At 40.5% G+C, this 13,566-nt stretch carries 14 protein-coding genes; 8 read left to right on the forward strand and 6 right to left on the reverse strand.

Going from position 1 to position 13,566, the window contains the following annotated elements; all coding sequences use genetic code 11:
* Positions 1 to 657: 657 nt before the first annotated feature.
* Positions 658 to 1,599, reverse strand: a complete 942-nt coding sequence (locus D1614_RS02220; protein WP_119436235.1) for an AraC family transcriptional regulator — start codon at positions 1,597 to 1,599, stop codon at positions 658 to 660.
* A 50-nt stretch (positions 1,600 to 1,649) separates the two neighbouring features.
* On the opposite strand from D1614_RS02220, the gene D1614_RS02225 reads away from it, so the two are divergent.
* Positions 1,650 to 3,074, forward strand: coding sequence for an L-fucose/L-arabinose isomerase family protein (locus D1614_RS02225; RefSeq protein WP_206609900.1), 1,425 nt, complete (start codon positions 1,650 to 1,652; stop codon positions 3,072 to 3,074).
* Between the two features lie 60 nt (positions 3,075 to 3,134).
* Positions 3,135 to 6,287 (forward strand): glycosyl hydrolase, encoded by a 3,153-nt coding sequence (locus D1614_RS02230; RefSeq protein ID WP_119436237.1) that lies wholly within the window; start codon positions 3,135 to 3,137, stop codon positions 6,285 to 6,287.
* 392 nt (positions 6,288 to 6,679) lie between these two features.
* Here the strand turns inward: D1614_RS02230 and arfB are convergent, their stop codons facing one another.
* Both arfB and D1614_RS02240 read right to left on the reverse strand, forming a co-directional pair.
* The gene (gene arfB, locus D1614_RS02235) at positions 6,680 to 7,096 is read right to left on the reverse strand and encodes an alternative ribosome rescue aminoacyl-tRNA hydrolase ArfB (RefSeq protein ID WP_119436238.1); all 417 of its coding nucleotides are present in this window, start codon (positions 7,094 to 7,096) and stop codon (positions 6,680 to 6,682) included.
* A 1-nt stretch (position 7,097) separates the two neighbouring features.
* Entirely contained in the window at positions 7,098 to 7,760 is a 663-nt protein-coding gene (locus tag D1614_RS02240; RefSeq protein WP_119436239.1) for a Crp/Fnr family transcriptional regulator, read from the reverse strand.
* A gap of 188 nt (positions 7,761 to 7,948) precedes the next feature.
* Here D1614_RS02240 and D1614_RS02245 point away from each other — a divergent pair, with 188 nt between their 5' ends.
* The 6 genes from D1614_RS02245 to D1614_RS02270 all read left to right on the forward strand — a co-directional run bounded on the left by D1614_RS02245 (position 7,949) and on the right by D1614_RS02270 (position 12,275).
* Positions 7,949 to 8,293: a NifB/NifX family molybdenum-iron cluster-binding protein gene (locus D1614_RS02245; protein WP_119436240.1), complete on the forward strand. Its 345-nt coding sequence runs from the start codon at positions 7,949 to 7,951 to the stop codon at positions 8,291 to 8,293.
* 32 nt (positions 8,294 to 8,325) lie between these two features.
* Positions 8,326 to 8,676 (forward strand): thioredoxin, encoded by a 351-nt coding sequence (locus tag D1614_RS02250; RefSeq protein WP_119436241.1) that lies wholly within the window; start codon positions 8,326 to 8,328, stop codon positions 8,674 to 8,676.
* Positions 8,677 to 8,752: 76 nt separating this feature from the next.
* Entirely contained in the window at positions 8,753 to 9,673 is a 921-nt protein-coding gene (locus D1614_RS02255; RefSeq protein ID WP_119436359.1) for an NAD(P)/FAD-dependent oxidoreductase, read from the forward strand.
* Between the two features lie 57 nt (positions 9,674 to 9,730).
* On the forward strand, positions 9,731 to 10,153 hold the full coding sequence (locus tag D1614_RS02260) for an OsmC family protein (RefSeq protein WP_119436242.1): 423 nt from the start codon (positions 9,731 to 9,733) through the stop codon (positions 10,151 to 10,153).
* Positions 10,154 to 10,156: 3 nt separating this feature from the next.
* Positions 10,157 to 10,579 carry a thioredoxin gene (trxA, locus tag D1614_RS02265; protein WP_206609901.1) on the forward strand — a complete coding sequence of 141 codons (423 nt, stop codon included), beginning with the start codon at positions 10,157 to 10,159 and terminating at the stop codon, positions 10,577 to 10,579.
* A gap of 286 nt (positions 10,580 to 10,865) precedes the next feature.
* Positions 10,866 to 12,275, forward strand: a complete 1,410-nt coding sequence (locus D1614_RS02270) for an FAD-binding oxidoreductase (protein ID WP_119436243.1) — start codon at positions 10,866 to 10,868, stop codon at positions 12,273 to 12,275.
* Positions 12,276 to 12,470: 195 nt separating this feature from the next.
* Here D1614_RS02270 and rplI read toward each other — a convergent pair whose 3' ends face one another.
* Genes rplI through rpsF form a run of 3 tightly spaced genes read right to left on the reverse strand, consistent with a single transcriptional unit; the run spans position 12,471 to position 13,557 of the window.
* Complete coding sequence (gene rplI, locus D1614_RS02275; protein WP_119436244.1) at positions 12,471 to 12,917, reverse strand: 50S ribosomal protein L9; 447 nt, start codon at positions 12,915 to 12,917, stop codon at positions 12,471 to 12,473.
* A 16-nt stretch (positions 12,918 to 12,933) separates the two neighbouring features.
* Positions 12,934 to 13,197: a 30S ribosomal protein S18 gene (gene rpsR / locus D1614_RS02280; RefSeq protein WP_119436245.1), complete on the reverse strand. Its 264-nt coding sequence runs from the start codon at positions 13,195 to 13,197 to the stop codon at positions 12,934 to 12,936.
* A gap of 3 nt (positions 13,198 to 13,200) precedes the next feature.
* Positions 13,201 to 13,557 carry a 30S ribosomal protein S6 gene (gene rpsF / locus D1614_RS02285; protein ID WP_119436361.1) on the reverse strand — a complete coding sequence of 119 codons (357 nt, stop codon included), beginning with the start codon at positions 13,555 to 13,557 and terminating at the stop codon, positions 13,201 to 13,203.
* Between the last annotated feature and the right edge of the window lie 9 nt (positions 13,558 to 13,566).

Raw genomic sequence — 13,566 nt, forward strand, 5'->3', positions numbered from 1 at the left:
GTATTGAAAAAATAAGTTCTTGGAAGAATGAAACTACTGTAAAGCTTAGGCGAAAGAAATGTTCTGAACTTAAAAATCAGGACGCCTGCGCATGCTCTTTTTCTCTGAATGTTGCTTTTTGCTTTCCACGCGTTTAATACGCGAAGCCCGCGTAGGTTTGGTTTTGAATCTTTTTTTTGGCGGAGTAATTGCTTTTTCAACCAGTTCGTAAAACAGTGCAGTAACTTTTGCCCGGTTGCGCAACTGGCTGCGTTCTACTTCGGATGCTAAAATAAGTTCACCTTCCAGGTTGATACGGTTTTTTAGTTTTTTGAAAAGAAGGTTTTTCTCGTCGTCAGAGAATACCTGCGAGTGTTCAACCGAAAAACGAAGCTCAACCCGCGTATTTACTTTGTTAATATTCTAGACAGTTCTATTATATAAAAAACTGCAGTTGTCTGAAAATGATTTTAAATCAAAAATATTGAGATCGACAGGAAGCCTGAGAAATTATATAAATGAGAAAGGACAGGTCTATAATTCGTGTAAAGGACCGGGGCCATTAAATGCTATTGATGACTATCATAATTATCAGCCAAAGCAGATGAGCATCGTGGATTTCGTGCAATTATATATGGAATGATGGGGGAGATGATAATCAAAGACTGAATACACAAACTAGTCCGGTATTCTGTGTCTTATTCTGAACTCAACAGGAGTTAAACCTGTCTTCATCTTAAAAATCCGGGAAAAGTAATGGTCCGACTTAAACCCAAGTTGAAAAGCAATTTCTTTAGCCAGCATATTGGTATTGTTTAATAAATCTTTGGCCTTTTCAACTTTCATTAAAAGGAAAAACTGCAAAGGTGCGTATCCCGTTTGTTTTTTGAAATCGGCTCTGAACTTTGAGTAACTAATACCATGGTTCTTGCAAAATGCCTGAAAGTCAATGTCTTCGTCTATCTTTTCGTGCATAATGTATTTGGCTTTTGAAATAAGAGAATTTACTTGTTTTGACGTTTCAGATCCTTGTTGAATGTTACACAGTTCGGCCAGTAACTGGTGGCAAACGCCAGACGCTGTTCTTTGATAGCCAAACGGCTCTTCTGTAATTAATTGAAAAAGAGATTTTAAAAGATTCAGCACAAGCATATTTGCACATTTTGATATAATAGGATGTTCTTTGTCGACAAATACATTTCCCATAATAATATCAGGAATCTGCCCCGAAAATCCAACCCAGTTTTCTGTCCACCCGGTTTCTTTAAGCGGTTTATAGCGATGCCATTCGTCTGGGAAAACAACAAACCCATCGCCGGCATTAATGTTTTGCTTTCCGGAAAATCGATTCTCAAAAATTCCTTTCCCATGCGTTATTAATACAAAATGATATTCGTTTAATACTCTTCCTTTTTCCCACGAAAACATATGTGTACCGGGATGCCCTGTTGAAGGATAGACCGAATTTTTGGGAATAACGGTATGACCAATGTCGTTGATAATAAAACCCCAATTATGCTCCAACTCCGATGTGGGTAAATATTTTTTAAAAGCAAGATTTTTACTAATGTCAAAAAGTGGTATAGAATTGTCAGAATATGTATTTAAAATCATGGTCATATGGTTTTATTTTGATGCGATAAAATAACAAAAATAAATCAAATCATGTAATGATGAGCTCGATTATCAAAGTTGGACTGGTTGGAGTCGGTCTCAATACTTACTGGCCTCAGTTTGATGGATTATTGGAAAACTTAAAAAGTTATCAGGAAGAAATTAAAAATAAAATAGCCGGATGGGGTTTCGAAGTAGTTGATGCCGGAATGGTTGACAATTCCGTTAAGGCCGGAGAGGCTGCAAGTTTACTGAAATCGCAGGATGTCGAAGTTGTTTTTCTTTATGTTGCTACTTATGCACTTTCATCAACTGTCTTACCTGTGGTACAAAGGCTAAAAAGTCATGTGATTATTCTGAATCTTCAGCCTGTTGCTCAGTTGAATTATAAGGCATTTAATGTTTTGGGCGACCGCGGTAAAATGACTGGGGCATGGCTGGAAAATTGTCAGGCTTGCGCTGTTCCTGAAATTGCTTCTGTATTCAACCGTTCGGATATTCGTTATGACATTGTAACGGGTTATTTACATGATGAAGAAGCGTGGAAAGAAATAAAAGGCTGGACAGAAGCAGCTCGTGTTTTTGCAGCTTTACGAAGTAATCGACTGGGAGTTTTGGGACATTATTACAACGGGATGTTGGATGTATATACAGATATTACCAGACAATCGGCTGTATTTGGAACGCACATTGAATTGCTTGAAATGTGTGAATTAAAAAAATACCGCGATCAAGCCAGTGATGAAAGAGTTAAGGAAAAAATTAAAGAGTTCACTTCTGTTTTCAATGTTTCGGATGAATGTGAAGCTGTCGAAATTGAAAGAGCAGCACGCACTTCAGTGGCTCTTGACAGGTTGGTTGAAACGCATAATCTGGGATCAATGGCTTATTATTATGAGGGCGAGACCGGAAATGAATATGAAGACATTGTAACTTCGGTAATAGCCGGGAATACCTTACTTACAGGGAAGAATATTCCAATTGCAGGCGAATGTGAAGTAAAAAATGCACAGGCCATGAAAATTATGGCGGAGTTTGGAGCGGGAGGTTCTTTCTCTGAATTCTACCTGATAGATTTTAAGGATGACGTGGTTTATTTAGGGCACGACGGACCAGCTCATTATGCCATTGCTGCGAAGCAGGTAAAACTGGTTCCGTTACCCGTTTATCACGGAAAACCCGGTAAAGGACTTTCAATTCAGATGCAGGTAAAAAACGGACCGGTAACTTTGCTTGCAGTGGTGGAAGGGAAAGATGGCATTTTTTTACTTTGTGCGGAAGGAGAAGCAGTAGAAGGACCAACCTTACAAATTGGCAACACCAATAGTCGATATAAATTTTCGATTGGTGCTAAGCAATTTATTAATCTATGGTCGAAACAAGGTCCTGCGCACCACTGTGCAATTGGAGTTGGACACATTGCCGATAAAATTGAAAAGTTGGGACAAATACTCAATATTGATGTTGTGAAAATTTGCTAAGAAATATAGGGTTGATCAACATCTAAAAAGCTAACTTTATAAAAATCAAACAACTAAATCATGGATAAATTCAACTATAAAAGCCTGATAGGACTAGTTTTTCTTGTTATTGTAGGCTGCACTCAGGGTACCGAAGAGAAAGGTAATAACTCGCTGGAGCAGCTGAGAACTGATTTTTCAAATCCTCCTTCGGAATACCGAAGTGCACCTCTTTGGGATTGGAATGAAAAGATTACAGAAGAAGGGATTGATTTTCAGATGAGGGAATTTAAAAAGGCTGGAATTGGGGGTGTATTTGTACACCCTCGTCCGGGATTGATAACCGAATATCTTTCTGATGATTGGTTTCACCTGTTTGATTATACCGTTCAAAAAGGAAAAGAATTGGATATGAAAGTTTGGATCTACGATGAAAACTCTTATCCATCGGGTTTTGCAGGAGGACATGTTCCGGCCGAAATGCCTGATTCTTATAGCCATGGATCAAGTTTGAAAATGTATATTCAGGAAACAATAGATGTCCTTCCTTCAGATGAGGTGGAAGTTGTTTTGAAAAAAAACGGAGATCAGTTTATTGATATTACCAATTCTGTTGATCGCGAAAAGGGGAAATCGGGCAAGTATTACATTTTTGAAAAGGCGTATCCGGGAGAGTCGCCATGGTATGGAGGTTTTAGTTACGTAGATCTTTTATATCCGGGTGTTACAGATAAGTTCATGGAAATTACCATGACAAGAGGATATGAGAAAAATAAAGCTGATTTTGGCATTACACTGCCAGGGATTTTTACCGACGAACCTAACCTGGAAGCAGCCATGGCAAGTGGTTCTGTAATGCGTTGGACACCTGATTTGTGGGAAGTTTTTCAGGAGCGGTTTGGCTATGATTTAAAAGTTAACCTTCCGGCGTTGGCAGAGGAAACCGGAGATTGGTATAAAGTCCGACACGATTATTATGAGCTTATTATGGAATTGTTTATTGACCGTTGGGCAAAACCATGGAGTAAATATTGCGAAGCAAACAATCTCGACTGGACTGGCCATTACTGGGAACACGGCTGGCCCGAACCCACACATGGTTTCGACGAAGCAGCCTTTTACATCTGGCACCAGATGCCGGGAGTTGATATGCTCGGAAACAAACTTGATACGCTTGGTTTAGGGGGCCAGTTTGGTAATGATAGGGCTGTGCGCGAATTACGCAGTGCTGCCAACCAGGCCGGAAGAAAACGAACGCTAAGCGAAACTTACGGTGGCGGTGGCTGGGAAATGGATTTCGAGGAGCAAAAACGTCTTGTAGATTGGCAATGTGTATTGGGTGTAAACTTTGTAAACCAGCATCTTTCTTACTATTCGTTAAATGGGGTGCGAAAGTTTGATTATCCACCTTCATTTTCCTATCATGAACCCTGGTGGGAACACTATAAATTAATGGGGGATTACATTGGTCGCGTAAGTATGGCCATGTCTGCCGGCGAGCAATTAAATAATACCTTGGTTTTACAGCCTACTACAACAGCCAGGATGTATTTTTCTCGTTTAGTGAAAAATAAGGCGATACAAAAAATACGTAATGGATTTAAAAACTTTGTGTATCGTTTGGAACAGCAGCATATTGAATATGATCTTGGCTCTGAATATGTGATAAAGACCCTGGGAAGTATAAATGAGGATAAATTTACAGTGGGCCAACGTAATTATTCGCTGGTGGTTCTTCCAATGGAAATGGAGAATATCGACAGCTCCACACTTATGCTTTTAACGAAATACCTCGAAAACGGTGGAAAAGTACTTTCGTTTCAGTTAAATACGAATAGGGTAGATGGTGCGGTTTCTGGCGAAGTAAAGGAACTGGCAGGAGCGTACCCTGAACAGTGGACTGTTGCAGAGGAGTTGAATGATCCGGCAATATTGGGATTATTAAAATCAAACGATTTCGGGATGAATGACCTGTCGCAAAATGGAATGCTTTATCATCAGCGCAGAATTCTTGATGATGGGGAGTTACTTTTTGTAGTCAATTCTCACAAATCAGAAAAAGCCTTGGCTGATGTTTCAATGCGTGGAAAATACTTAATAAAACTGGACCTGGTATCAGGGAAAGAATTTGTTTATCCTGCGAAACCTGAACATGATAAGATTTCGTTTAAAGTGGAACTCGAACCGGCTGGTAGTGCATTGTTTATAGCCACAAAGAAGAATCCCGGTAAACTTGAAATGTATGTTGTTCCTAAAACAGAAAAGCTGGTTGAAAGCAATGAAATAGTGGCAGTAAAAAGAGAATCAGAAAATGTTCTGATGATCAACTATCTCGATTTAAGAACGAGTAAGTCAGAAAAAAAGGAAGTTTATTTTATGGATGCACTAATTGGCTTGTTTCAGGAGAATGGTGTTGAAATTGGAAATCCATGGCAACATAAAATTCAATACAAAAAGAACTATCTGGAGATGGATTCTTTATTCAGCAATAATTCAGGATTTGAAGCCAGTTATCATTTTAATATCAATAAAAACCTGAGCGCAGAAGCTATGAAATCCATTCGTGCGGTTGTTGAACGGCCCGGTTTATGGGAAGTAAGCATTAACGGACATGATGTTGAGCCGGTTAAAGATGCTTATTGGATTGAAAAAGAATTTTCGCGCTTTGCCATTGGTAAATTCATAAAGCCGGGTAAAAATACAATTTCACTAAAAGCTCCGCGAATGCATATTCTTGCAGAGGTAATGCCCGTTTATCTTCTGGGAGACTTTCTGGTTACTCCCGCAGAAAAAGGGTTTGAAATAAGCGGCGGTACAATTTCTGAACTGGGATCGTGGCAGAAACTTGGTTTGCCGTTCTATTCGCAAAAGGTGGCTTATTCGCAAAAATTTGTCGTAAATAAATCCGAAAGTAAGACTTATAAAGTAAGGTTAAAAAACTGGGAAGGATCAATTTCTGAAGTATGGGTAAATGGAGAACAAGCCGGAACCATTGCTTGGGCACCTGACGAATTGGATGTTTCAGCCTTACTGGCTGATGGCGAAAATGAAATAACAGTAGGTGTAACCGGGAGCCTGAAAAACACCTTTGGCTTTTTCTACCACGACAACAATAGTTGGATACATGGGCCACATTCCTGGAACAGTGCTCCTAAAGGAATACCATCAGCATCTGATTATTTTTTAATGGATTATGGAATGTTTGAACCTTTTGAATTGGTTGAGATTGAATAAGAATCTACTCTCAAAAAAGATTGACTATCAGAAGGCCCTAGAAGGAGCCAAAATTGAAGCCGCTGTTGCTCTTCAATATGTTCCTGTTCTTCTTGGTATTTAGCATGTTATTTTATCCTATGGTCTTCAAAGTCAATTGAGTCAACACAATATGCTTTTGACCAAAAGTGATTGCCCCCCGATATGGTTTTGTGCTCAATTGAGCATAACGCTTGAAAATCCTAAATTGAACTAGTTTCGATTTAATCTGACAATTAAAGGGAAAAACTGAATAAACTAGTTCTTAACGGTTCCGTTTTATTATAGGTTGCAAACTATTGAAGGACAGTTTTTCGGTACTTACAACTATGCCTTAAAACAAAATCGATCCTAAAAAGATGAATCTAAAACTACTAGAATGTTGGAGGCTTGCGTCTTTGTTTTTTTTCTGCCATTTGCTTTTTAGATTCCAGTCGATTTAATCTTGAAGAATTGGTAGGAGTAGTTTTAATACGTTTTTTTGGCGGAGTAAGTGCTTTTTCAACCAGTTCGTAAAACAGTGCAGTAACTTTTGCCCGGTTGCGCAACTGGCTGCGTTCTACTTCGGATGCTAAAATAAGTTCACCTTCCGAATTGATACGGTTTTTTAGTTTTTTGAAAAGAAGGTTTTTCTCGTCGTCAGAGAATACCTGCGAGTGTTCAACCGAAAAACGAAGCTCAACCCGCGTATTTACTTTGTTGACGTTTTGTCCGCCGGGGCCACTGCTGCGGCTGGCCGAAAAGCTACACTCGGCTTCCAGTTGTTTTTTTATTTCTTCTAAGAGCTGCATTTTATCCGTTTCTGCTGATCACTTCCAACTTGGCTGAGTCGGTAATTTCAATGTTTTTACCATCGAGGCGGATGATTTCTTCTTTCTCAAACTCCTTCAGAAATTTAATGGCACTTTCGGGCGAAATAGAGGCGAAATCAGCCAGATCTTGTCGGGTAAGAAAAGAGAAGATGTCCTCTTTCAGAAAATCTTCGTGCGAAAGATAAAGCAGTGCTGAAGCGAGTTTGCCACGCATTTGCTTGTACGACACATTTTTGATGATTTCCAGCAGATGGCGTTCGGTTCGGTAATTTTTCGAAGTCACTTCCAGGGCAAACGACGGGTTGTCGAGCAATATCTGTTTCAGGCTTTCTTTTTCGATCATACAAATTTCGGTGTTGGTAATGGCCTGCGTGGAATAGGTATGCACCGGTTCGCCAAAAATGGCAGCAAAAGCCAGAAAGTCGCCCGGTTTGGCCACCCCAATATTGATTTGTTTGTCGAAACCCGTTTGGAGATAGATTTTTACCAGTCCCTGCACCACATTAATCACGTACGGCGCAAAGGCACCCTGTTTGAAAATGTTTTCGCCTTTCAGGTACTGCACCCGTGTTTTGTGCTCGTGCAAGGCGCTGATTTCTTCAAAACGATACGCCGGTTTTCTGTCTGAGTTGTTTGTGCTCATATTTGGTATGCTTAACGCTGCAAACAAAAATATCAAATCTCCCTGTAAAATCAGGACTTTGCGTATAATTCTATCGTATGACAGGAAAAAAGCTGTAAAAGTTCAGTTTGCTTCCTGTTGCCCCACAGCCCGTTTTTCTGGCACGGTATTCAGGTTCAAAATATCTTTGTAACGTAATTAAAAATGAAATGAGACGGGTAGCAATTCCAATCGAAAATAATGTTTTGAGCGAGTACTTCGGCGGATGTAATTATTACGAAATCTTCGAGATCGAAAACGATGACATCCGGAAAACAACCTTCGAAATTCCGGAGGTGGAAGCCGTCAACGAACTGCCCGACTGGCTGGAGAAAAGGGGAATAACCGATGTGATTGCTTACAAGGTAAAAAAAGAGATCATTCGTCTTTTTGCTTCCCGGAAAATCAACCTGTTTGTGGGAGTGCCGCAAGAAGACCCGGCCCGGATTATTGAAGCTTACTTAAACGGAAAGCTGGAATCGGACAAACGAATCATTGAAGAGTTAACGAATTAAGAATAACAATTAATCATTTAAAATAAAACGATATGAAACTATTAAGCACAGGTTTACACGAGATTGAAACAGCAGCAGAATTGGATAAATTCATCAACGAAAACGAGAACGTAATGGTATGCTGTGGCCGGATGGGCCCGATGTGTTTACCGGTTTACGATATAATGGAAGAGCTGGAAGAAGAGCGTGAGAATGTAAAATTTGCTGTAATGGCATTTGATAATCCGGAGGCAGGAGTGATCAGAAGTGCACCTGAATGCCGCGGATTTATGGGACTGCCGTTTACCATGTATTACAAAAACGGGGCAGTTGCGCACGCTACCAGCAGCATTCAAAACATGCAACAGGTGACAGGGATTTTGGATAAGCAATTTGGAGCTTAGTTGATTGGGGGGAAATGACAAGTCGTTCCCGGTATTTCGGGAGCGGCTTTTTTCAAAAAAAACAGAATCAGAGATCATGGATGAAATTTTCGATACCATTATTGTTGGGGCAGGGGCAGCCGGATTAACAGCCGGAATTTATGCTTCGAGAGCCAAACTGTCGACTTTAATACTGAATGAAGGCGCCGTGGGCGGACAGATGGTGCTAACCGAAGAAATTGCCAATTACCCGGGCGTTCCAACAACGAAAGGTTATATGCTGGCCAACAACATGAAAATGCAGGCCAAAAGTTTTGGGTGCAAAATCAAATCGAATGTAAAAATTGCGAAATACGAACTGGAAGGCGATGTAAAAACCATTGAATTGGAAGACGGGCGTATCTTTCAGGGAAGAACAGTGATACTGACTCCCGGAGGAAGACCGCGGTCGCTGCATATCGAAGGCGAAGATCAGTTTAAAGGGAAGGGAATTTCGTACTGTGCCACATGCGACGGTGATTTCTTTACCGGAAAGGAAGTGGTGGTGGTTGGCGGAGGAAACTCGGCATTGGAAGAAGCGGTTGCACTTACCAATTTTGCCACCAAAGTAACCATCGTTCATCAGTTCGATCATTTTCAGGCTTTTCAGCATGCCATCGATGAGGCGAAGAATAATCCAAAAATTGAGTTCATTATGGAGTCTGAACTTCGCGGGTTTTATGGTAACGGTCAGTTGCAAAAAGTGAGTATTGAGCATTTACCTTCGGGGAATCTTTCGGTTTTGAAAACCGACGGTACATTTATTTTTATCGGGTACCAGCCAAATACCGAAGACCTGAATGGTATTGTTCCATTAAACGACCGAAACGAAATTGTGGTAGATTCCGGTATGAAAACAGAGGTGCCGGGCGTTTTTGCTGCCGGAGATTGCATCAACAAGCGTTACCGGCAGGTGACCACCGCTGTTGCCGATGGGACCATTGCTGCACTCAGCGTTTCTGAATACCTGAGGGGATGATATTGACAAAGCATTAATTTTGCATTTTAAAATAAACACTACAGATAAAATAGAAATATGTCGAAACAACAAGTAAAAATAAACTGGTTAGAAAAAATGGCTTTCGAGGCCGAAGTAAACGGGCACAAGTTGATTTTGGATGCGGCCGAAGAAGTGGGTGGCGAAAACCGCGGACCTCGCCCGAAACCACTGCTATTAACCGCTTTGGCCGGATGTACCGGAATGGATGTAGTGTCGATACTGAAAAAAATGAGGGTGGAGCTGGATAACTTCGATGTGATCGTTGAAGGAGACCTTACAGAAGAGCACCCCAAGCAGTTTTATAAAATGAACGTTATATATGAGTTCACAGGAAAAGACCTTTCATTGGAAAAACTGAAAAAAGCCGTTAGTTTGTCGGAAGAAAGATATTGTGGGGTAAGTGCCATGTTTAAAAAGGCCATCGAAATAACCACAGAAATAAGAATTATTGAATCATAAATTATGTCAGTAACACTCATTGTAATTTTAGTAATTGTAGTTGCTTTGGTAGGGATGATCACGTATACCTACTTCAAAATGAAAAATGCGAAACCGGTAAGTAACAGTAAAAACATACTGGTGCTGAACAACAAAAACTTTAAAACAGCCACCAAAAAAGGTGTTTTACTGGTTGATTTCTGGGCAGCTTGGTGTGGACCGTGCAAAATTATCGCTCCCACATTAAATGAAATTGCCGATACGCAAAACGATTTTAGAGTGGCGAAAGTGAATGTAGACCACAACCAGCAGCTGGCACAGCGTTACAACGTACGAAACATTCCGACCATGCTGATTTTTCGTGACGGGAAAGAAGCCGGTCGTATTGTGGGTGTAAAAACAAAACGCGCCATACTAAAAGAAATGGAAGCAGTTCTGGCAAGTTGATACGCAATAAAAACCAAAACCGAAATATTTTAATTTTTCAGAAGGAGGCAATAGCCTCCTTTTTTATGTCTAAAATGTTGGTTTTAAAGAATATTAAAATAAAAATACTTGACTGTCTTAAATATGAGTCGTACCTTGTTTAGGTTTTAAAACTCCTGCAATATTCCCCGAAACGTTTGTAAATAATTCCAGAGTCCAGTCGAAAAGTTTGATGTGTGCAAAAGAAAACAGAAAGATCTTTTGCCGGTATTGAAAGAAAATAAAGCTAACTGGAAAAAACAAAAAGATGGAAAAATTAAAAGTGTGTCTGAGTTCGGGAGAACTATCAGAACTGGATGTGACCAAACTGGATGAATTAAAAAATGGACTGAAAGGCGAGTTGATAACGCCGGCGGATAAGAGTTACAACGAAGTTCGGAAGGTATATAACGGAATGATCGATAAAAAGCCTGGATTTATCGTAAAATGTGCCGATGTTGCCGACGTTATTTATTCGGTAAACTTCGGAAGGGAAAATAACCTGCTAACGGCTGTTCGTGGAGGTGGTCACAATGCCGGCGGGCTTGGCTCTTGTAATGACGGTATGGTGATCGATCTTTCGGGGATCAAGTTTGTGAAGGTAAATACAGCCGATAATACGGTTTTTGTGGGTGGTGGAAATACTTTAAATGAATTGGACCATGCAACCCATCCGTTTGGATTAGCTGTTCCCGGGGGAATTCTTTCGACCACAGGTATTGGAGGCTTAACACTTGGCGGTGGAGTAGGGTATTTGTCGCGTAAATACGGACTAACCATCGACAACTTACTGGAGGCCGATATGGTTTTGGCAGATGGTAGTTTTGTTACCGTAAATAAAAACCAGAATGCTGATCTGTATTGGGCGATCCGCGGAGGTGGCGGAAATTTCGGAGTTGTAACATCCTTTAAATTCCAGGCACATCCGGTAAAAACAATTTACGGAGGACCCACATTCTGGCCCATCGAAAAAACAGAAGAAATTATGGAATGGTACCATGAATTTATTCACAATGCCACGGAAGATTTAAATGGATTTGTGGCCACCTTGGAAATACCCGGTCCGCCGTTTCCTCCAAATCTGCACAATAAAAAACTTTGCGCGGTTGTATGGTGCTATACAGGTGATTTAAAAAATGCCGAGGAAGTTTTCAAGCCTGTCAGAGACAAGAGCCCAATATTTGAATTGGTTGGAGAAATGCCATTTCCCGCTATTCAAAGTTTATTCGACGGATTAATGCCACCGGGTTTGCAATGGTACTGGAAAGCCGACTTTTTTAACGATATTCCAAAGGAAGCTTCGGCTCTTCATAAAAAGTTTGGCTCCGAAATTCCGACTCCTCTCTCGCAAATGCATCTCTATCCTATTAGTGGTGCCGCTGGCCGTGTTGGTAAAAATGATACACCCTGGGTTTATCGCCACGCAAAATATGCCGGTGTATTTGTTGGCATCGATCCGGATCCTGCCAATGCCGGTAAAATAACCCAATGGGCGAAGGATTATTGGGAAGCTCTTCATCCCTATTCTTCAGGGGGAGCATATCTTAATTTTATTATGGATGAAGGCCAGGAGCGTATAAAAGCGAGTTACGGAGAGAATTATGATCGACTGGTCCAGATCAAAAGAAAATATGATCCGGACAACTTCTTTAAAGTCAATCAGAATATTAAACCTTAATTGTACAGTTGGTTGTTGTCAGGATGATTAGCAAGTTGAAAACTTATATTGAGGATAAGGCAATCGCCACCTTGCAAGGCGCTATAGAAATTGAGGATAACCTGAACTTTGTTCTCTATCTCGGGCCATAAAATTACGATACTAAAAAAGGGCTTACGTAACCGTAAACCCTTTTTCTATTCTGGTAATGTTTGCTTATTCAGCCACAACTTCAAATTCGATCTCAATTTTCACTTCTTTGTGCAATTTGATAACCGCTTTGTGGGTACCCACTTCTTTGATGCTGTCTTCAGGAATAGAGATCTGCTTGCGGTCGATCTCAAATCCTTTTTTGCTAAGCGCTTCCGCCAACTGAATAGTGTTAACCGAACCAAAGATCTTTCCAGAGGTACTTGTTTTGGCACCGATGCTGATCTTTTTGGCAACAATCTGCTCAGCTAACTTGGTAGCTTCTTCTTTCAGTTTTGCTTCTTTGTGCGCACGTTGTCTGATGTTCTCAGCCAGAATTTTCTTAGCTGATTCAGTTGCAACGATTGCTTTTTTCTGAGGAATCAGGAAGTTACGACCGTAACCGTCTTTCACGCTTACAACGTCATCTTTGCTTCCTAAACGTTCCACATCTTGTAACAAAATAATTTCCATTTCAAGTCCTCCTTTTTTATTTCAACATGTCGGTTACAAACGGCAGCAATGCAATCTGACGGGCACGTTTAACAGCCTGTCCAACTTTGCGCTGGTATTTCAATGAAGTTCCGGTGATACGACGTGGTAAAATTTTACCTTGCTCGTTCAGGAATTTTTTCAGAAATTCCGGGTCTTTGTAATCAACATATTTGATTCCGTTTTTCTTGAAACGGCAATATTTTTTCTTTTTGATTTCTACTGACGGGGGAGTCAGGTATCTGATTTCACTTTGTGCCATGGTTTAATCCTCCTTTTTTTCTGTTTTTTCTTTCTGAAGTTTTCTTCTCTTCTCGCTGTATGCTACTGCATATTTGTCGAGTCTAACGGTCATGAAACGAATAACGCGCTCATCACGACGGAAATCAGTTTCTAACTTCGTAATAAATACAGGATCGGCTTTAAACTCAAACATGTGATAAAAGCCAGTAGATTTCTTTTGGATTGGGTAAGCCAGTTTTTTCATTCCCCAATCTTCTTCGTGAAGCATCTCACCTCCGTGTTCAGTGATGATGTCCCTGAATTTTTTTACCGCTTCCTTTACCTGTGGCTCAGATAAAACGGGAGTACAAATGAAAACGGTTTCATACTGATTCAACATAATCATCTA

The sequence above is a fragment of the Maribellus luteus genome, assembly GCF_003576475.1.
In the GTDB taxonomy this organism is placed as follows: Bacteria; Bacteroidota; Bacteroidia; order Bacteroidales; family Prolixibacteraceae; genus Draconibacterium; species Draconibacterium luteum.

Bases quoted from the DNA above. Each gene is read 5' to 3' on its own strand.
- D1614_RS02220 (WP_119436235.1), bottom strand. From the start codon at position 1,599: ATGACCATGATTTTAAATACATATTCTGACAATTCTATACCACTTTTT.
- D1614_RS02225 (WP_206609900.1), top strand. From the start codon at position 1,650: ATGATGAGCTCGATTATCAAAGTTGGACTGGTTGGAGTCGGTCTCAAT.
- D1614_RS02230 (WP_119436237.1), top strand. From the start codon at position 3,135: ATGGATAAATTCAACTATAAAAGCCTGATAGGACTAGTTTTTCTTGTT.
- arfB (WP_119436238.1), bottom strand. From the start codon at position 7,096: ATGCAGCTCTTAGAAGAAATAAAAAAACAACTGGAAGCCGAGTGTAGC.
- D1614_RS02240 (WP_119436239.1), bottom strand. From the start codon at position 7,760: ATGAGCACAAACAACTCAGACAGAAAACCGGCGTATCGTTTTGAAGAA.
- D1614_RS02245 (WP_119436240.1), top strand. From the start codon at position 7,949: ATGAGACGGGTAGCAATTCCAATCGAAAATAATGTTTTGAGCGAGTAC.
- D1614_RS02250 (WP_119436241.1), top strand. From the start codon at position 8,326: ATGAAACTATTAAGCACAGGTTTACACGAGATTGAAACAGCAGCAGAA.
- D1614_RS02255 (WP_119436359.1), top strand. From the start codon at position 8,753: ATGGATGAAATTTTCGATACCATTATTGTTGGGGCAGGGGCAGCCGGA.
- D1614_RS02260 (WP_119436242.1), top strand. From the start codon at position 9,731: ATGTCGAAACAACAAGTAAAAATAAACTGGTTAGAAAAAATGGCTTTC.
- trxA (WP_206609901.1), top strand. From the start codon at position 10,157: ATGTCAGTAACACTCATTGTAATTTTAGTAATTGTAGTTGCTTTGGTA.
- D1614_RS02270 (WP_119436243.1), top strand. From the start codon at position 10,866: ATGGAAAAATTAAAAGTGTGTCTGAGTTCGGGAGAACTATCAGAACTG.
- rplI (WP_119436244.1), bottom strand. From the start codon at position 12,917: ATGGAAATTATTTTGTTACAAGATGTGGAACGTTTAGGAAGCAAAGAT.
- rpsR (WP_119436245.1), bottom strand. From the start codon at position 13,197: ATGGCACAAAGTGAAATCAGATACCTGACTCCCCCGTCAGTAGAAATC.
- rpsF (WP_119436361.1), bottom strand. From the start codon at position 13,557: ATGTTGAATCAGTATGAAACCGTTTTCATTTGTACTCCCGTTTTATCT.